Source organism: Corallococcus sp. CA041A, from assembly GCF_003612075.1.
Taxonomy (GTDB): Bacteria; Myxococcota; Myxococcia; order Myxococcales; family Myxococcaceae; genus Corallococcus; species Corallococcus exiguus.
This window is the reverse complement of sequence record NZ_RAWF01000220.1, coordinates 1-16,953: the sequence shown is the minus strand read 5'-3', so window position 1 is coordinate 16,953 and position 16,953 is coordinate 1. Positions and strand designations below refer to the sequence as shown.

General features: G+C 68.1%; 18 protein-coding genes. 14 read left to right on the top strand and 4 right to left on the bottom strand.

The annotated features are described in order from the left end of the window. Positions 1-569 precede the first annotated feature (569 nt). Together D7V77_RS31145 and D7V77_RS31140 are read left to right on the top strand one after the other, a co-directional pair. A complete protein-coding gene (locus D7V77_RS31145; RefSeq protein ID WP_199733921.1) occupies positions 570-2,927 on the top strand; it encodes a ribonucleoside-diphosphate reductase subunit alpha in 2,358 nt (785 codons plus the stop codon). Between the two features lie 63 nt (positions 2,928-2,990). Beyond that, positions 2,991-4,001, top strand: coding sequence for a ribonucleotide-diphosphate reductase subunit beta (locus D7V77_RS31140; protein ID WP_120579921.1), 1,011 nt, complete (start codon positions 2,991-2,993; stop codon positions 3,999-4,001). Between the two features lie 76 nt (positions 4,002-4,077). Here D7V77_RS31140 and aqpZ read toward each other — a convergent pair whose 3' ends face one another. The 4 genes from aqpZ to D7V77_RS31120 form a co-directional block, all read right to left on the bottom strand. Further along, on the bottom strand, positions 4,078-4,902 hold the full coding sequence (aqpZ, locus tag D7V77_RS31135) for an aquaporin Z (protein WP_120579920.1): 825 nt from the start codon (positions 4,900-4,902) through the stop codon (positions 4,078-4,080). A gap of 162 nt (positions 4,903-5,064) precedes the next feature. Beyond that, positions 5,065-5,601: a hypoxanthine phosphoribosyltransferase gene (hpt, locus tag D7V77_RS31130; protein ID WP_120579919.1), complete on the bottom strand. Its 537-nt coding sequence runs from the start codon at positions 5,599-5,601 to the stop codon at positions 5,065-5,067. Positions 5,602-5,613: 12 nt separating this feature from the next. Then, entirely contained in the window at positions 5,614-6,429 is an 816-nt protein-coding gene (locus D7V77_RS31125; RefSeq protein WP_120579918.1) for a uracil phosphoribosyltransferase, read from the bottom strand. Between the two features lie 41 nt (positions 6,430-6,470). After that, the gene (locus D7V77_RS31120) at positions 6,471-7,070 is read right to left on the bottom strand and encodes a thymidine kinase (protein ID WP_043321219.1); all 600 of its coding nucleotides are present in this window, start codon (positions 7,068-7,070) and stop codon (positions 6,471-6,473) included. Between the two features lie 195 nt (positions 7,071-7,265). On the opposite strand from D7V77_RS31120, the gene D7V77_RS31115 reads away from it, so the two are divergent. The 12 genes from D7V77_RS31115 to dnaB form a co-directional block, all read left to right on the top strand. Then, positions 7,266-7,637 (top strand): DUF5658 family protein, encoded by a 372-nt coding sequence (locus D7V77_RS31115; RefSeq protein WP_120579917.1) that lies wholly within the window; start codon positions 7,266-7,268, stop codon positions 7,635-7,637. A gap of 116 nt (positions 7,638-7,753) precedes the next feature. Further along, entirely contained in the window at positions 7,754-8,053 is a 300-nt protein-coding gene (gene spoVG, locus D7V77_RS31110) for a septation regulator SpoVG (protein WP_014395244.1), read from the top strand. 42 nt (positions 8,054-8,095) lie between these two features. Next, positions 8,096-9,049: a ribose-phosphate pyrophosphokinase gene (locus D7V77_RS31105; protein ID WP_120579916.1), complete on the top strand. Its 954-nt coding sequence runs from the start codon at positions 8,096-8,098 to the stop codon at positions 9,047-9,049. Positions 9,050-9,255: 206 nt separating this feature from the next. Beyond that, positions 9,256-9,954, top strand: coding sequence for a 50S ribosomal protein L25/general stress protein Ctc (locus tag D7V77_RS31100; protein WP_120579915.1), 699 nt, complete (start codon positions 9,256-9,258; stop codon positions 9,952-9,954). A 114-nt stretch (positions 9,955-10,068) separates the two neighbouring features. After that, positions 10,069-10,644, top strand: coding sequence for an aminoacyl-tRNA hydrolase (pth, locus tag D7V77_RS31095; protein ID WP_120579914.1), 576 nt, complete (start codon positions 10,069-10,071; stop codon positions 10,642-10,644). A 264-nt stretch (positions 10,645-10,908) separates the two neighbouring features. Further along, positions 10,909-11,385 (top strand): 30S ribosomal protein S6, encoded by a 477-nt coding sequence (gene rpsF, locus D7V77_RS31090; protein WP_120579913.1) that lies wholly within the window; start codon positions 10,909-10,911, stop codon positions 11,383-11,385. A 48-nt stretch (positions 11,386-11,433) separates the two neighbouring features. Continuing rightward, the gene (gene rpsR / locus D7V77_RS31085) at positions 11,434-11,841 is read left to right on the top strand and encodes a 30S ribosomal protein S18 (RefSeq protein ID WP_120524744.1); all 408 of its coding nucleotides are present in this window, start codon (positions 11,434-11,436) and stop codon (positions 11,839-11,841) included. A gap of 30 nt (positions 11,842-11,871) precedes the next feature. Further along, positions 11,872-12,315 carry a 50S ribosomal protein L9 gene (gene rplI / locus D7V77_RS31080; protein ID WP_120579912.1) on the top strand — a complete coding sequence of 148 codons (444 nt, stop codon included), beginning with the start codon at positions 11,872-11,874 and terminating at the stop codon, positions 12,313-12,315. A gap of 195 nt (positions 12,316-12,510) precedes the next feature. Continuing rightward, complete coding sequence (locus tag D7V77_RS31075) at positions 12,511-13,668, top strand: acyltransferase (RefSeq protein WP_120579911.1); 1,158 nt, start codon at positions 12,511-12,513, stop codon at positions 13,666-13,668. Next, entirely contained in the window at positions 13,665-14,780 is a 1,116-nt protein-coding gene (locus D7V77_RS31070) for a sensor histidine kinase (RefSeq protein ID WP_120579910.1), read from the top strand. Before D7V77_RS31075 ends, D7V77_RS31070 begins: the two co-directional genes overlap by 4 nt. After that, on the top strand, positions 14,777-15,547 hold the full coding sequence (locus D7V77_RS31065; RefSeq protein ID WP_120579909.1) for a LytTR family DNA-binding domain-containing protein: 771 nt from the start codon (positions 14,777-14,779) through the stop codon (positions 15,545-15,547). Before D7V77_RS31070 ends, D7V77_RS31065 begins: the two co-directional genes overlap by 4 nt. Positions 15,548-15,704: 157 nt before the next feature. Further along, on the top strand, positions 15,705-16,953 hold a 1,249-nt coding region (gene dnaB / locus D7V77_RS31060), incomplete at its 3' end, for a replicative DNA helicase (protein WP_120579908.1).

Sequence of the window (16,953 nt, the reverse complement as noted above, 5' to 3'; positions counted from 1 at the left end):
CCCCCGACGCGGGCCCCCAGCCCTGATCTCCAGGGGTTGGGTGACCCCATGAAAAAGACGCGGCTGGCATGCTCCGTTGGGACCCAGAAATGTCCTGCATCCGACGTCGAAATCGGCCCTCGTGTGTGATCATAGATTGCAAGCCGCGATCCCACTGACCCGGCAGCCGCCTACTGGATCTAGCGTTGACACACTGGATGCCCCCCCATAGCTTGTGGGCCGCCGAGCGGCGGGCCGGGGTTCCGGCCGGCTGCTCTTGAGCTCTGGAGGCAGTGTGGTTTTCTTGCGCGACGCCTGCTTCTGTCCGACAAATAGCTACATGTCGGCCTCCTGTTTCAAGGCCATCGGGTCCTGATCGGAAGAAGCAGTCCCGCCCTCCTATCTCTGAAGCCGTCATCTACGGGGCAGTCCGCCCTGCTGGCTACGCCATTGCCTTGCCCGGAAGTGAGACGCCCTTGACCGTCCAGACGCCTTTCAAGCCGAACGCCGTCGCCTCGCCACCCCCCGACTCCGCCGCCGTGGCGCCCGCCACGCAAGCCCCGTCGGCCACCGGCGACTTCACCACCACCATGCGGGTGAAGAAGCGCAACGGCACGGCGGAGCCGGTGGACCTCAACAAGATCGTCCGCGCGGTGGGCAAGTCGTGCGTGGGCCTGTCGCGCGTGGACGTGATGCGCGTGGCCACCAAGACCATCAGCGGTCTGTATGACGGCGCCACCACGCGGGAGCTGGACAGCCTGTCCATCCAGACCGCCGCGGCGCTCATCGTGGAGGAGCCCGAGTACGCCCGGCTCTCCGCGCGCCTGCTCTCCACCTTCATGCAGAAGGAGGTCAGCAACCAGGACATCCAGTCCTTCAGCCAGTCCGTCGCCGCCGGCCACAAGCACGGCCTCATCGCGGACCGCCTGCTCACCTTCGTCCAGGCCAACGCGCGCAAGCTCAACGCCGCCATCGACCCGGTCCGCAACGACCTGTTCGAGTACTTCGGCCTGCGCACCGTCTACGACCGCTACCTGCTCAAGAACCCGCAGACGCGCGAAGTGATTGAGACGCCGCAGGATTTCTTCCTGCGCGTGGCGTGCGCCCTGTCCGGCGACAACGCGCGCGAGGCCATCGAGCTGTACCGCCTGTTCAGCTCGCTGGAGTACCTGCCCAGCTCCCCCACCCTGTTCAACTCCGGCACGCGCCACGAGCAGCTCTCCAGCTGCTTCCTCCTGGACTCGCCGGCGGACGAGCTGGACGCCATCTACAAGAAGTATTCGGACATCGCGATGCTGTCGAAGTTCAGCGGCGGCATCGGCGTGGCGTACCACCGCGTGCGCGCGCGCGGCTCGCTCATCAAGTCCACCAACGGCCACTCCAACGGCATCGTCCCGTGGCTCAAGACGCTGGACGCGTCCGTGGCGGCGGTGAACCAGGGCGGCAAGCGCAAGGGCGCGTGCTGCGTGTACCTGGAGACGTGGCACGCGGACATCGAGGACTTCCTCGAGCTGCGCGACAACACCGGTGACGAGGCCCGCCGCGCGCACAACCTGAACCTGGCCAACTGGGTGCCGGACCTCTTCATGCGCCGCGTGGAGGCCGACCAGGAGTGGAGCCTCTTCGACCCGAAGACGACGCCCCACCTCACCGACCTCTTCGGCGAGGCCTTCGAGAAGGCCTACGCGGAGGCCGAAGCGCAGGGCCACGCCGTGCGCAAGGTGAAGGCGCGCGACCTGTACGCCCGGATGATGAAGGTGCTGGCCCAGACGGGCAACGGCTGGATGACCTTCAAGGACATCTGCAACCGCAAGAGCAACCAGACGGGCCAGCCGGGCAACGTCATCCACCTGTCCAACCTGTGCACCGAAATCCTGGAGGTCACGAGCCAGGGTGAGACGGCGGTGTGCAACCTGGGCTCGCTCAACCTGGGCCGCATGGTGAAGGACGGGAAGTTCGACTTCGACCAGCTGCGCTCCAACGCGATGCTCGCGCTCAAGCAGTTGGACCGCGTCATCGACCTCAACTACTACCCCATCCCCACCGCCGCGGACTCCAACCGCCGCTGGCGCCCGGTGGGCCTGGGCCTGATGGGCCTCCAGGACGTCTTCTTCCAGCTGCGCCTGCCCTTCGACTCCGTGGAGGCGCGCAACCTGTCCAAGAAGATTTCGGAGGAGATCTACTACGCGGCGCTCGTCACCTCCTCCGACCTGGCGGAGCAGTTCGGCGCGCACCCCTCCTTCCCGGAGACGCGCGCGGCCAAGGGCGAGCTCCAGTTCGACAGCTGGGGCATCGTCCCGGAGGACACGCTGCGCTGGGACGCGCTGCGCTCGCGCATCATGAAGGTGGGCCTGCGCAACTCGCTGATGATCGCCATCGCGCCCACGGCCACCATCGCGTCCATCGCCGGCTGCTACGAGTGCATCGAGCCGCAGGTGTCCAACCTCTTCAAGCGGGAGACGCTGTCCGGTGACTTCCTCCAGGTGAACCGCTACCTGGTGCGCGACCTGCAGCAACTGGGCCTCTGGAACGAGAGCACCCGCAACCGCATCAAGCTGGCCGAAGGCAGCGTGCAGGACCTCACGGAGCTGCCGGAGGCGCTGCGCGCCATCTACCGCACCGCGTGGGAGCTCCCCATGCGCGCGCTGCTGGACATGGGCGCGGACCGCGGCGCCTTCATCGACCAGAGCCAGTCGCTCAACCTCTTCGTGGAGACGCCCAACATCGGGAAGCTGTCCTCGATGTACTTCTACGCGTGGCAGAAGGGGCTGAAGACGACCTATTACATGCGCTCGCGCCCGGCGACCCGCATCGCCAAGGCCACCGTGGGCCAGGGCGGCCCGACGATGACGGCCGCCCCCACGCCCGCGCCGCAGGTGGTGACGGCGGAGGCGGAAGCGGTGGCGTGCTCGCTGGAGAACCCCGAGGCGTGCGAGGCCTGCCAGTAGTCACCTGGCGGCCCCCCACCCTGCTGTCCCCTGTCGTCGTGTGAGTAAGGGAGTACCGAAGCAATGCTGCTCGATCCGGGAATGAACCTGACGCTGCGCCCCATGGCGTATCCCGTCTTCTTCGAGATGTACCGCAACGCCATCAAGAACACCTGGACGGTGGAGGAGATCGACTTCTCCACGGACCTGGTGGACCTGCGCTCGAAGATGACGGACGCGGAGCGTCACCTCATCCACCGGCTGGTGGCCTTCTTCGCCACGGGCGACTCCATCGTCGGCAACAACCTGGTGCTCAACCTCTACAAGCACCTGAACGCGCCCGAAGCGCGCATGTACCTGTCGCGCCAGCTCTATGAAGAGGCCCTGCACGTCCAGTTCTACCTGACGCTGCTGGACAGCTACGTGCCGGACCCGGCGGAGCGCGCCAAGGCCTTCGCGGCGGTGGACAACATCCCGTCCATCCAGCGCAAGGCGCGCTTCTGCATGAAGTGGATGGACAGCATCCAGGCGCTGGATCAGGTCCGTTCCAAGTCGGACCGCCGCCAGTTCCTCTTGAACCTCATCTGCTTCGCGGGCTGCATTGAAGGACTCTTCTTCTTCGCGGCCTTCGCCTACGTGTACTTCCTGCGCAGCAAGGGGCTGCTGAACGGTCTGGCCGCGGGCACCAACTGGGTGTTCCGCGACGAGTCCGCCCACATGACCTTCGCCTTCGAGGCCATCAAGACCGCGCGCAAGGAGGAGCCGGACCTCTTCGACGCGGGCATGGAGAAGGACGTCGTGCAGATGATGCGCGACGCGGTGGAGTGCGAGACGCAGTTCGCCCAGGACCTGCTGAGCGGCGGCGTGATGGGCCTGTCCGTGCAGGAGATGCGCGGCTACCTGGAGTACGTGGCCGACCAGCGCCTGCAGATGCTGGGCATCGCCCCCGTCTTCCACACCAAGAACCCGCTGCACTTCATGGACCTGCAGGACGTGCAGGAGCTCACCAACTTCTTCGAGCGCCGCGTGTCGTCCTACCAGGTCGCCGTGGGCGTGGGCGCCGCCAACGACGTCGTCTTCGACGCCGCCTTCTAGGCCTCTCCCCTGCTTCACACACAAAGGCCGTGCCCCGCGACGAAGCGAGGCACGGCCTTCGTGCTTCCAACCCTCTTTAGACGGGGCGCTCCACGTCGCTCGGGCCCGCCACGCGCTCCCGGCGCTCCTCGTCCGTCGCCTGCTCCGCGCGCGCGGCCGTAATCTGCACCGCCGGGCGGTTCACCAGCCGGTACACCGCGGACGCGAAGGCAGCCCCCAACAGCGGCGCGATGATGAACATCCACAGCTGGCGCAGGGCGTCGCCTCCGGCGAACAGCGCCGGGCCCAGGCTGCGCGCCGGGTTCACCGACGTGTTGGTGATGGGGATGCCCACCAGGTGGATGAGCGTCAGCACCAGGCCAATGGCCACGCCCGCGAAGCCCACCGGCGCCCGCGAGTCCGTGGCCCCCAGCACCGTCAGCACCAGCAGGAAGGTGAGCACCACCTCCGCGATGAAGGCCGCCCCGCCGCCGTAGCCCTCCGGCGACGCCACCCCGTAGCCGTTGCTGCCCAGCCCCTCCGCACCCGCGGAGTACCCGCCCGGCGCGCCCTTCGCGATGAGCAGCACCACGCCCGCGGCGAGGATGGCGCCCACGCACTGCGCGATGACGTAGCCAGCCAGGTGCCGCTTGTCGAACTTGCCCGCCATCATCAGGCCCACCGTCACGGCCGGGTTCACGTGGCAGCCGGAGATGGGGCCAATCGTGTACACCATGGCCAGCAGCGACAGCCCGAAGGCGAAGGCCACGCCCAGGAAGCCGATGCGGTCGCCCGCCAGCACCGCCGCCCCAACGCCTCCGAGCACCAGCACGAAGGTGCCCACCGCTTCCGCCAGGTACTTCTGCATCGCGTCGCCATTGGTGGGGGCCGTCCGGGCGGCCCTCACGTTTCCGTCTCGCATGTTCAAGCCTCCTCAGGGGTCCAGAGGAGAGGCTGTGCATGCGTGCGCCCCACAACGCGTGAGGGCCCTGCACACGGCCGCCGTGCGGCGCATGGACAAGGCCCTCGCAGTCCCGAGGCCCCCACCCCGAAGGGAGGGGCACCCGAGCCCATCAGGCGTTTCTCAGACGTGCTTCCAGATGCCGATGAACGGCAGGTTCCGGTACTTCTCGCCGTAGTCCAGGCCGTACCCGACGACGAACTTGTCCTCGATGACGAAGCCCTTGTAGTCGATTTCCACCTTCGCCTTGGCCCGCGCGGGCTTCTCCAGCAGCGAGCAGATCTTCACCGACGCCGGGTGCCGCGCCCGGAGGTTCTCCAGGAGGAAGCTCATGGTGAGCCCCGTGTCGATGATGTCCTCGATGATGAGCAGGTGCTTGCCCGCCATCGGCTTGGACACGTCCGTGGTGATGCGCACCTCGCCCGTGGACTCCGTACCGCCGTGGTAGCTGGACACGCCCAGGAACTCGAGCGTCAGCGGCAAGTCAATGGCGCGCGCCAGGTCGATGGCGAAGAACGCGGAGCCCTTGAGCACGCAGATGAGCGTCAGCTCCTTGCCCTCGTAGTCGCGGGTAATCTGCGCGCCCAGCTCCTTCACGCGCGCCTGCACGGCCTCCTCGGAGATGAGGACGCCGACATCCTTCTCGTGGAACGTCGTCACCGGGTGCTCCCTCTACACGTAGGCGTTGTTCATGATCTCCCCGAAGCCGCCGCCGCCGGGGACGATGTACTGACGGTCATCCAGGCCCCGCTCCTTCTCCCAGAGCAGGCCCGGCGCGGTGCCGAACACCTCCGGCGGGGACAGGCCGCGGTCCAGACGGAGCGCGTAGATGATGACGTCCGGGTGCTCCGTCGTCATCCGGCGCAGGTACTCCGGCGTGACGATGAGGTTGAGCGTGATGATGCGCCGGGCCTTCCCGGGCACCCTCGTCTTGTACAGCTGGATGGCCGTGGCCAGGCTGCCGCCCGTGGCCCCCATGGGGTCCGGGAACAGCACGAACGCGTCATCCACGTCCCCGCCAATCTTCGCGCCGCCAATCTCCGAACCCACCACCGCCTGGGCCGCGTCGATCATCCGGCTCATGATGATGTGGTCCTGGCGCACCAGGGACGGATCCACCGTGAAGTTGAGCAGGTCATACGTCACCTGCGACGGCAGCGTGCCCGCCCGCGCGATGTTCACCGTCACCACGCGCAGCTGCGGGTCCACCACCTCGCCCTGGTAGATGCCCAGGGGCGTGGAGTCGATCATGCGGGTGGGAATGGTCACCATCTTGCGCGGGAACTCCGCGTTGATGACCGTCTTCACCAGGTCCGCGTAGAGCTGCTCCACCAGCCGGTTGATCTGCGGCTGCAGCGTGCCCTTGGCGCACAGCGTGGCCAGTTGGGAGAGGAGAAACGGATTTCCCACCAGGTGGACGCTGGGACCATAGTGGTGGGCCATCTCGTTCAACTTGAACGGCACGTTCGCGTAGAGAGTGTCGCGCATCGGATGGGGCTCCCGCGCCGGTGACAGGCGGATTGAGGCTTTCAGTCGAACAGCTTCAGCGTCTGCGGAGGGCTCGCCTCCGCGGGTTCCGCCACGTGACACTTGCGGCAGCGCGGCTCGTAGGCACCCGCCGCGCCCACCACCACCCGCTCCTCGCTGCCAATGATGCGCTGCGAACGGTTGGCCGGGTTCCCGCACACCGCGCAGATGGCCAGCTCCTTCGTCACGTACTCCGCCACCGCCATCAGCTGCGGCATCGGCTCGAAGGGGCGCCCCTGGTAGTCCTGGTCCAGGCCCGCGCAGATGACGCGCATGCCCCGTTGGGCGAGCGCCTCGCACACCTGCACCACTTCTCCGCCCAGGAACTGCACCTCGTCGATGCCCACCACCTGCGTGTCGGGGGACAGGTGCCGGAAAATTTCTTCAGCCCTTTCGATAGGCAGGGACGTCAATTTCAACTGGCTGTGGCTGACCACCTGCGTGTCGTCGTAGCGGGTGTCGATGCGCGGCTTGAACACGCGCACCTTCTGCCGGCCGTACAGCGCGCGCTTGACGCGGCGGATCAACTCCTCCGTCTTGCCGGAGAACATCGATCCGCAGATGACCTCTATCCACCCGATATCTTTGGGGAATTGATGCAATGGGCACTCGTCTCGGTGTGGCTGGGCGGGGCGAATCTCCGCGACCCATCCCTTCCCGTCAATTTCGTTTCCAGGCCGGCAAGCCCCCGCCTCCGCCGCCTGCCCGGCTGCTTCCCATGAAGTCCCGGAAGCCCTGGCAAGGGATTTGAATAGCCCTGGCTCCAGGTAGCAGGACGGGAACCTTGGGGGTGGGGCGTGGCGGCGACGGCGAACGAGGTGCAGGCGGGGAGTTGGGCGCAGCAGGCTTCTTTCTACACGTCACCGGCGTCGGTGGCGCTGCTCATGCTGAACCTGTTGGACGGGCTGTTCACCCTGCTCTTCCTGCAGCTGGGGGTGGCGGAGGAGCTCAACCCGGTGATGCGCGTGGCGTACGAGCAGTCACCGCTGCTCTTCATGTTCTCCAAGCTGCTCATCGTGAACGCGGGGCTGTGCCTGCTGTGCCTGCACCGCCGGCTCAAGGCCAGCCGCCTCGCCATCCGCGCGGGCGCCATCGTCTACGCCATCATCGTGGTCTACCACCTGGCCTTCCTCGCCCACCTGGTGAGTCATTGGCCCTTCGGGGCATGACGGCTGGAGGCCCAGTGAACGGTCCCCAGCGCGACAGGTAGGGGGTGCTTGCTTTTCACCTTCAGTCTGTCCCAGGCTTCCCCGTAGCTCCGGCCTTCCAGGTTCGGGGGGGGACCATGAACATCACCGACGTCCGGGTGTTTCCGGTCGAAGAGGACAAGCTCAAGGCGTACGTCACCATCACCCTGGATCACTGCTTCGTCGTGCGCGACCTGAAGGTGATCCACGGCTCCACCGGGCTCTTCATCGCGATGCCCGCGAAAAAACGGAAGGACGGGACCTACAAGGACATCGCCCATCCGTTGAACGCGGACACGCGAAGCCAGATGGAGCGGGTCATCCTCATCGAGTACGAGAAACACCTTCACCAGGCGCAGAACGGGACGCTCGGCCCCGTGGCGGCTGAACTCGACTAACGAACTTCCATTCGGGGCGCGCACGGGTTAGTCAGCGCCCCCATGCAGCCGTCGCGTGACTTCAAGGTGTTCGCCGGGAACTCGAACCCGGCGTTGGCGCAGCGCATCTGCGAATACCTCCAGCGGCCCCTGGGCAACGCGGTGGTGGACACGTTCTCCGACGGGGAGATCCACGTCGAGATCGGCGAGAACGTGCGAGGACAGGACGTGTTCATCGTCCAGTCCACCTGTCCGCCGACGAATCACCACCTGATGGAGCTGCTGATCATGTGCGACGCCCTCAAGCGGGCGAGCGCCGGCTCCATCACCGCCGTGATGCCGTACTACGGGTACGCGCGACAGGACCGGAAGGTGGCGGCCCGCACGCCCATCACCGCCAAGCTGGTGGCGGACATGCTGGAGGTCGCGGGCGTCAACCGGGTGGTGTCCATGGACATGCACGCCGGGCAGATCCAGGGCTTCTTCAACATGCCCTCGGATCATCTCTACGGCTCGCCGGTGTTCCTGGAGGACATCCGCAAGCGCTTCACGGAGTCGAGCGAGCTGGTCATCGTCAGCCCGGACGCCGGCGGCGTGGAGCGCGCGCGCGCCTACTCCAAGCGGCTGAACACGGGGCTGGCCATCATCGACAAGCGCCGCCCGCGCCCCAACGCCTCGGAGGTGATGAACCTCATTGGCGACGTGAACGGCAAGGACGCCATCCTGGTGGACGACATGGTGGACACCGCGGGCACGCTCGCCCAGGCGGCCCTCGCGCTGAAGGACAAGGGCGCGCGCCGGGTGCTCGCGTACGCGGTGCACCCCATCCTGTCCGGCCCCGCCATCCAGCGCATCACCGACTCCGTCCTGGAGGAGGTCGTCTTCACGGACACGGTGCCGCTCGCGGCCAACGCCAAGGCGTGCCCGAAGATCCGCGCCCTGCAGACGGACGCCCTCTTCGGGGAAGCCATCGCGCGCATCCACCGCGCGGACTCGCTGAGCTCGCTGTTCGTCTGAAGTCCGTCCGAGCTTGAGAGCCGCCTGGAGTCCGGGCGGCTTGACGAAGGACCCCGGGGGCTGGCATGTCCGGCCCCCTCCACCGGTTCCATGGGCCCGTCACAACGGCCCGGGCGCCGTCTTCGGGGCCCACCATGGGGGTGGGATGCCGAGGGCGCCCAGACGCCGGTGAACACCGCGGTACCCACCGATAAAGAGAGATTTCCATGGCCACCGACAAGAGCACCCTCGAAGCGCAGGCCCGTGAAGGTTCCGGCAAGGGCATTGCCCGCCGCCTGCGTGCGTCCGGCCAGGTTCCCGCCGTCGTCTACGGCAAGCACCTGAAGGCGCCGCTGCACATCTCCGTGGACCCCAAGGCCATCCGCACGGCCATCAACACCCCGCACAAGCTGAACACGCTCATCCAGCTGAAGCTGGCCGGCAATGAGCAGCAGGTCCTGCTGAAGGACTACCAGATGGATCCGCTCACCCGCGACATCCTGCACGCGGACTTCATCGCCGTGAGCGAGAAGGAGCAGGTCAAGGTGAACCTCCCCGTCGTGCTCACCGGCAAGGCCCCGGGCGTGGCGGAGGGCGGTCTGCTCACGCAGATCCGCCGCAACCTGGAGGTCTGGGCGCTCCCCGGCGCCATCCCGCTCCAGATTGAAGTGGACGTCAGCAATCTGCAGATCGCGGAAGCCATCCACGTGAACGACGTGAAGCTCCCCGAGGGCGTGTCCGTGAAGACGCACGTCAACTACACCATCGCGGTCCTCGCCGCGCCGGAAGCGGCGGAGGCGGCTCCGGCGGCCGCGGCGGCTGCTGCCCCGGCGGCGGGCAAGGCGGCGGACGCGAAGGCGGGCGACGCGAAGGCCCCCGCGGCGGCCGCGGCCAAGGCCCCGGCCAAGGCCGCGGCGAAGAAGTAGTCCTCTTCCGCCGTTCGGTATCTCCTCGCGGGGCGGGCCTCTTCCAGGGCCTGCCCCGCTGTCTTTTTCCGGGTGTAGGCCCTTCAAGGTCCCCACCCTCCTCTGGAGCCTTCCATGAAGCTCATCTGCGGGCTGGGCAACCCCGGGCGCGAGTACGAGCGCCACCGCCACAACGTCGGGTTCATGGTGGTGGACGCGCTCCTGTCGCGCGCCCGCGCGGAGCTCACCCAGGACAAGTTCCAGGCGCGGGTGGGCCAGGGGAGCCTGGGCGGCGAGCGCATCCTCTTCGTGGAGCCGCAGACGTACATGAACCTGTCCGGCCGCTCCGTGGCGGAGGCCGCGCGCTTCTACAAGGTCGAAGTGCAGGACGTGCTCGTGGTGCACGACGAGCTGGACCTGCCCTTCGGGCGGCTGCAGCTCAAGGCGGGCGGCGGCGCGGGCGGGCACAACGGGCTCAAGAGCATGGTGCAGTGCCTGGGCGAGGACGCCTTCATCCGCGTACGGGTGGGCATTGGCAAGCCGGAGGGCCCCAACGCCAAGGAGCGCGTGGCGGGCTACGTCCTGTCCAACTTCGACGACGGCGAGCGCCGCCAGTTGGAGGAGCTCGTCGGGAAGGCGGCGGACATGGCGGAGAGCTGGGTGCGCGACGGGCTCTCCACGGCGATGAACCGCCACAACCGCAAGGCCTGAAGCGCGGGGCCGGCTGGTTGCCCCCCTGGCTCCCCTTGACTTTCCAGGAGGGGTCCTCTTAGAAGCCCCTTCCCCCGGAGTGCGTCCCACGCTTTCCGGTGGATGTTCTTTCAAAGCTTCCCGTGTTCACGCACGGGCCAAGGCGCGATGGTGACGGGCGCGCGAGAGGATTTCCCGTCCCCGGTGGTGGCCTTCGAGGGCCTCCGGCCGTTTCCCCGCTCCCCGGATGGTCCGGGGGGCACTCGACCCCAAGGGGAGAGAAACATGGCAGAGACGCAGGCCGCCAAGCGGCTTCGTGAGTACGAGACCATCTTCCTGGTCAAGCCGGACGTGACCGACGACAACGTGGACAAGCTCAAGGAGCGCGTCCGCACCATCGTTTCGCGTGAGGGCGGCAAGGTCCTCCGCTTCACGGTGTGGGGGAAGAAGAAGACCCTGTTCCCCGTGGCCAAGCAGCCCCGCGCCATCTACGTCCACACGAGCTTCCTGGGTGACGGCAAGCTGGTGGCGGAGATCGAGCGCAACCTGCGCAACATCGACGACGTCACGCGCTACATCTCCGTGAAGATCGCGGACGAGGTGGATCCCGAGTCCCGTCCGGTGCTCGAGGACCTCAAGCTGGCCGGCGACGTCGAGGAGACCCGTCCGGGCGCTCCCGTCGAGCGCGAGGGTGGCTTCCGCAGCGAGACGCCTGAGTTCGCGGGTGGCGATTCGGAAGAGGAGTCCACGGAGGAGGCGTAACGCCTCTGACGGGACCTTCACCCAACCTTCCAGGAAACGAGAACGTTCATGAGCAACGGCATGGATAGCAAGCAGGGCGCGGGCGCTTCCCGCGGCCCCGGTGGCGGTGGCGGCGGCTACGGCGGCGGTTCGCGCGGTGGCGACCGTGGTGGCGATCGCGGCGGTGACCGCGACCGTGGTGGTGATCGCGGCGACCGCGGCGGCATGGGCGGCGACGACGACAAGCGCGGTGGCCGCGGCTTCGGCCGCAAGAAGGTCTGCCGGTTCTGCGCGGAGAAGAACGCGTCGGTGGACTTCAAGGACCAGGCGACGCTGAAGTACTTCGTCACCGAGCGCGGCAAGATCATCCCCCGCCGCATCTCCGGCAACTGCGCGAAGCACCAGCGTGAGGTGGCGGTGGCCATCAAGCGCGCCCGCGGCATCGCGCTCCTCCCCTACAACGCGGTGGTCGGCTAGTCGCCGGTCCGCAACACAGGAGACAGAAACATGAAGGTCATTCTGCGTGAGGACATCGACAACCTCGGCAAGTCCGGCGAGCTCGTCACGGTGAAGGACGGCTTCGGCCGTAACTTCCTGCTGCCGCGCAAGAAGGCGGTCCTGGCGAGCGAGCAGAACCTGCGTCAGCTGGAGCACGAGAAGGCCGTGCACACGGCGCGCAATGCCAAGCTGAAGGGCGCTGCCGACGAGCAGGCCAAGAAGCTGGGCAGCGTCAAGGTCACCATCAAGCGCAAGGTGGGCGAGCAGGACAAGCTGTTCGGCTCCGTCACGGTGCTGGACATCGCCGAGGCGCTCGCGGCCCAGGGCCAGCAGGTGGATCGCCGCCAGCTGCACCTGGCCGAGCCCATCAAGTCGCTGGGCAACTACGAAGTGGAGCTCCGCCTGCACCGCGAGGTGACGGCGAAGATCAAGGTCGACGTGGTGGCCGAGTAGTCCACCGCATCACCTGAAGCGCTCCATCGCTTCAAGGGAAGGGCCGTCCGGGCAACCGGGCGGCCCTTTTCGCGTCTCCGGGGCGGAGGCCGTCCGGCTCGCGCCGCTGGCGGTCCGTTTCACGGCATCCGCGTGGATGCAGGGCCCCAGGCGTGGGTACTTCAGCGGCGGACACCGCCTGGAGGTCTCCGCCACGTGAGCGCCCCAATCCGCCCCGCCGCCGCGCACCACCCCGACCTGGACTGGCTCCGGGTGCTGGCCATCGTGGTGCTGCACCTGTTCCACACCGGGATGATGTTCAACACCTGGGAGTGGCACATCAAGAGCCCCCAGGCGCTGCCGCTGCTGGAGCCTGTCATGGGGGTGCTGCACCTGGTGCGCATGCCGCTGCTGATGGTCATCTCCGGCGCGGGCACCGCGTTCGCGCTCCGGCGGCGCTCCTTGAGGGCGTTCACGAAGGACCGGACGAAGCGGCTGTTGTTGCCGCTGGTGTTCGGCATGTTCGTGGTGGTGCCGCCGCAGATCTACGTGGAGCGGCTGTTCCAGGGCCGCATCCAGGGGAGCTACGCCGCGTTCTACCCGACGGTGTTCGACTTCGTGCCCTACCCCGCGGGCAGCTTCAGCTGGCACCATCTGTGGTTCGTGGCCTACCTGTTCGTCTACTGCCTCCTGGCCCTGCCCCTCTTCGCGGCGCTGCGCACGCAGGCCGGGGGACGGTTCCTCACGTGGGCGGACGCGTGGCTGTCGCGTGGAGTGAACGTGCTGTGGCTCGTGGTGCCGCTGGCGCTCAACCGGGTGCTGCTGCGCGACTTCCCGGAGACGCACGCGCTGCTGGATGATCCGCGCACGTTCGTGCACTACGGACTGCTGTTCCTCTATGGCCACCTGCTGGGCCGCTGCCCGGGTGTGTGGGGCCGGCTGGTGGCGCTGCGCCACGTGCTGCTGGCCGTGGCGTTGGCGGCGCTCGTGGTGGAGCTGGTGTGGCCGTGGCCGGTGATGCCGGTGGTGCCCGCCATCATGGGGGGCACGGTGCTCATCTGGAGCGGGCTGCTGACGGCGATGGCCTGGGCGCGGCACCACGTGCGCACGGCCCCCGCGTGGCTTTCGCACGCGCAGGCGCTTTCGTATCCGTTCTACATCTTCCACCAGACGGTCATCCTCTGCGTGGGCTACCTGTGCCTGCGCCTGCCAGTGGGGCCCTGGGCCATGCTCCTCGCGGTGCTCACGCTGTCCTTCGCCGTCACGCTGGCGCTGTGTGAAGGCGTGTCCCGCGTGGCCTGGCTCCGGCCGCTCTTCGGCATGAAGCCCCGCGCCGCGCGTCCCGCCGTCCTCACCCCGGAGGCCGTGGGGTGAGGGCCTGGGAGGACGTTCCATCCACGCGGTGGCGCTGGCCCCGGCTGCGCTTGCGTCCGGCGCTGAAGGTCCTGGCGTTCGGGCTGGCCCTGGGCGTGTGGCAGGGCAGCGCGGTGCGGCTGATGCAGCTGATGCGGCCGCATCCGGGCCATTGGGCGCCGGCGTTCATCTGGGAGATGACCAGCGCGCTCGCCGTCACGCTGCTGCTCCCCGTCCTGATGACGGCGGTGCTCAACGCGCCGGCCCCTCGCGTGGGCTGGACGCGCTTCCTGGGCATCCACGCGGCGGCGTTCAGCCTTTTCACGTCGCTGCACATCGCGCTGATGGCGGGGCTGCGGCATGGCATCTACGCGCTGCTGGAGCTGGGGGACTACGACCTGGGGCCTCCCGTGTACGCGCTCCCCATGGAGGCGCAGAAGGACCTGATTACCTACGGCCTGGGCTGCGCGGTCATCTCGCTCCTGTACGAGTGGCGACAGCGGCAGGCCCGGGCGCTGCGCTCGGCGGAGCTGGAGGGCGAGCTGCGGGCCGCGCAACTCCAGTCGCTCACGGGCCAGCTGCACCCGCACTTCCTCTTCAACGCGCTGCACACCATCGGGTCGGTGATGTACGAGGACCTGCCGCGCACGGACCGGCTCTTGAGCGACCTGGGCCAGCTCCTGCGCGCGAGCCTGGAGCGCACCGAGCCCACCTGGACGCTGGCCGAGGAGCGCGGGCACACCGAGCGCTTCGTCGCATTGCTCGCGGCGCGCTTCGGCGACCGGTTGGACGTGCGCTGGGACGTGGCGCCGGGCCTGGAGACCCAACGCGTGCCCTGCTTCGCGCTGCAGACGCTGGTGGAGAACGCGGTGAAGCACAACCAGGACCTGCGCGGCGCGCTGGAGGTGCGCATCCGCGCGCGTGCTGAAACGGACCGCTGGGCGCTGGAGGTGGAGGACACCGGGCGCGGCTTCGGGGCGCCCTCCCCTGCCTCCGGGCCCGGCGTGGGGCTGACGCAGCTGGCGCGCGTGCTCACGCTGCTTCATGGAGACCGGGCCCGGCTGGAGCGCGGCGCGGGACCGGAGGGTGGCGCGCGCGTGACGGTATGGCTGCCCCGGGTGGAGGTCGCATGACGGTGTTCCGCGTGCTGGTGGTGGACGACGAGGCGCCCGCTCGCGCGAAGGTGAAGCGCCTGCTGGCGGACGACGCGCGCTTCACCTGCGTGGGCGAGGCCTCGGACGGCACGGAGGCGCTCGCGCGCATCGAGTCGCTGCGGCCGGACCTGGTGGTGCTGGACGTGCAGATGCCCGGCCTCACCGGCTTCGAGGTCCTGGAGGCGCTCGGGCCGGACGCCTGCCCCGCGGTCATCTTCTCCACCGCCTACGAGCGCTTCGCGCTCCAGGCCTTCGAGGCCCACGCGGCGGACTACCTCCTCAAGCCCTATGACGCGGGCCGCTTCACCCGGGCGCTCGACAAGGCCCATGTGCTGCTGAGCGCGGGCACGCGCGGCTCGGCCGCGATGGACGCCCTGTTCGCCACGGTGGCGAAGGCCCGCCCGGAACGCCCGCTGGAGCGGCTGGTGGTGAAGGTGGGCGAGGGCTGGGTGCCCCTGCGCCTGGACACCGTGTGGCGCCTGTCGTCGGAGGACAAGTACGTGCGGCTCTTCACCGCCCAGGGCGAACACCTGGTGCGCCAGACGCTGCGGGCCCTGGAGGAGCGCCTGGACCCCACCCGCTTCGTGCGCGTGCACCGCGGCGACCTGGTGAACCTGGAGGCCGTGGCCCGCCTGGAGCCGTGGACGCATGGGGACGGCATCCTGGTGCTCAAGGACAGCTCCACGGTGATCCTCAGTCGCACCTACCGGGAGGCCTTCCTCCAGCAGTGGGGCGCCGCCGAATAGCCCGACGCGCGGGGTCGGTTCACCTGGAGGCCGGGCGGAGGTGCCACGGCGGGTCGCGGCATCCCTCCCGGACCTACCGGTTGCTACAGGACTGTTGCAGGAAACTGGACGTCCGCTGGACCGTGTCAGACGCTGCCTGTAGAGGTTCCAAGCAGCCATGCAGAACGTCCTGGACGGTAGGGAAGGTCGGCGGGTCCACGAGGATCTCGCCGCGGAGCGTGCGGTGCTGGGCGCCGTGCTGGCGGACAACGGGCTCATCACGCCCGTGGCGGAGGTCGTCCACGCGGACGACTTCGCCAGCCCTTCGCACGCGCAGATCTTCTCCGCGATGATGCGGTTGGATCAGCAGAGCAAGCAGGTGGACCACCTGACGCTCGCGGAAGAGCTCAAGGTCCTGGGCCAGCTCGTCTCGGTGGGCGGCCCCGCGTACCTGATGGGCCTGGACCAGGTCGTCCCGCTGGCGGCCAACGCCGTCCAGTACGCCCACATCGTCAAGGACCAGGCGCTGCGCCGGCGCCTGGCCAACGTGGGCCGGGAGATCCAAGAGCTCGCCAGCCAGGAGACGGGCGAGCTGGACGTCCTGCTCGACGAGGCCGAGCGCAAGGTCTTCCTCCTCGCGGAGAAGAAGCGAGAAGGCGACCTGCGTCCGGTCAGCGAGCTGATGGAGCAGACGCTCGACCTGCTGGACAAGATGAAGACCGCGAACACCGGCGTGACCGGTCTGTCCACGGGCTACATCGACCTGGACAATCAGCTGACCGGCCTGCACGCCGGTGAGCTCATCATCCTCGCGGCGCGTCCCGGCGTGGGCAAGACGTCCTTCGCCATGAACATCGCGGTGCACGCGGCGCTGAAGGAGAACAAGGCCGTCGGCATCTTCAGCCTGGAAATGCCCGCGGATCAGCTGCTCATGCGTCTGCTCGCGTCCACGGCGCGCGTGGACATGAAGAAGCTGCGCGGCGGCCGGCTGTCCCCGCACGACGAGGAGAAGTTCCAGGAGATGGCGGGCGCGCTCTACAACGCCCCCATCTACATCGACGACTCCGGCGGCCTGTCCCCGTTCGACCTGCGCGCGAAGGCGCGGCGCGTGAAGCAGAAGGACCCGCGCCTGTCGCTGCTCGTCATCGACTACCTCCAGCTGATGCACCAGAAGGGCAAGGTGGAGAGCCGCCAGCTGGAAGTCGCTGAAATCTCCCGCGCGCTCAAGCAGCTGGCCAAGGAGCTGGAGGTGCCCATCATCGCGCTCAGCCAGCTCAGCCGTAAGGTGGAGGAGCGCAAGGGCGGCAAGCCCATGCTCTCCGACCTGCGTGAGTCCGGCTCCATCGAGCAGGACGCCGACGTGGTGATGTTCATCCACCGCGAGACGGAAGAAGATGGCGGCGAGGGAGGCGGAGGCGGTGGCGGGG

What these genes read in the sequence shown, in the direction of transcription:
- D7V77_RS31145 (WP_199733921.1), top strand. Translation starts at nt 570, where the DNA reads ATGCGGGTGAAGAAGCGCAACGGCACGGCGGAGCCGGTGGACCTCAAC.
- D7V77_RS31140 (WP_120579921.1), top strand. Translation starts at nt 2,991, where the DNA reads ATGCTGCTCGATCCGGGAATGAACCTGACGCTGCGCCCCATGGCGTAT.
- aqpZ (WP_120579920.1), bottom strand. Translation starts at nt 4,902, where the DNA reads ATGCGAGACGGAAACGTGAGGGCCGCCCGGACGGCCCCCACCAATGGC.
- D7V77_RS31125 (WP_120579918.1), bottom strand. Translation starts at nt 6,429, where the DNA reads ATGCGCGACACTCTCTACGCGAACGTGCCGTTCAAGTTGAACGAGATG.
- spoVG (WP_014395244.1), top strand. Translation starts at nt 7,754, where the DNA reads ATGAACATCACCGACGTCCGGGTGTTTCCGGTCGAAGAGGACAAGCTC.
- D7V77_RS31105 (WP_120579916.1), top strand. Translation starts at nt 8,096, where the DNA reads ATGCAGCCGTCGCGTGACTTCAAGGTGTTCGCCGGGAACTCGAACCCG.
- D7V77_RS31100 (WP_120579915.1), top strand. Translation starts at nt 9,256, where the DNA reads ATGGCCACCGACAAGAGCACCCTCGAAGCGCAGGCCCGTGAAGGTTCC.
- pth (WP_120579914.1), top strand. Translation starts at nt 10,069, where the DNA reads ATGAAGCTCATCTGCGGGCTGGGCAACCCCGGGCGCGAGTACGAGCGC.
- rpsF (WP_120579913.1), top strand. Translation starts at nt 10,909, where the DNA reads ATGGCAGAGACGCAGGCCGCCAAGCGGCTTCGTGAGTACGAGACCATC.
- rpsR (WP_120524744.1), top strand. Translation starts at nt 11,434, where the DNA reads ATGAGCAACGGCATGGATAGCAAGCAGGGCGCGGGCGCTTCCCGCGGC.
- rplI (WP_120579912.1), top strand. Translation starts at nt 11,872, where the DNA reads ATGAAGGTCATTCTGCGTGAGGACATCGACAACCTCGGCAAGTCCGGC.
- D7V77_RS31065 (WP_120579909.1), top strand. Translation starts at nt 14,777, where the DNA reads ATGACGGTGTTCCGCGTGCTGGTGGTGGACGACGAGGCGCCCGCTCGC.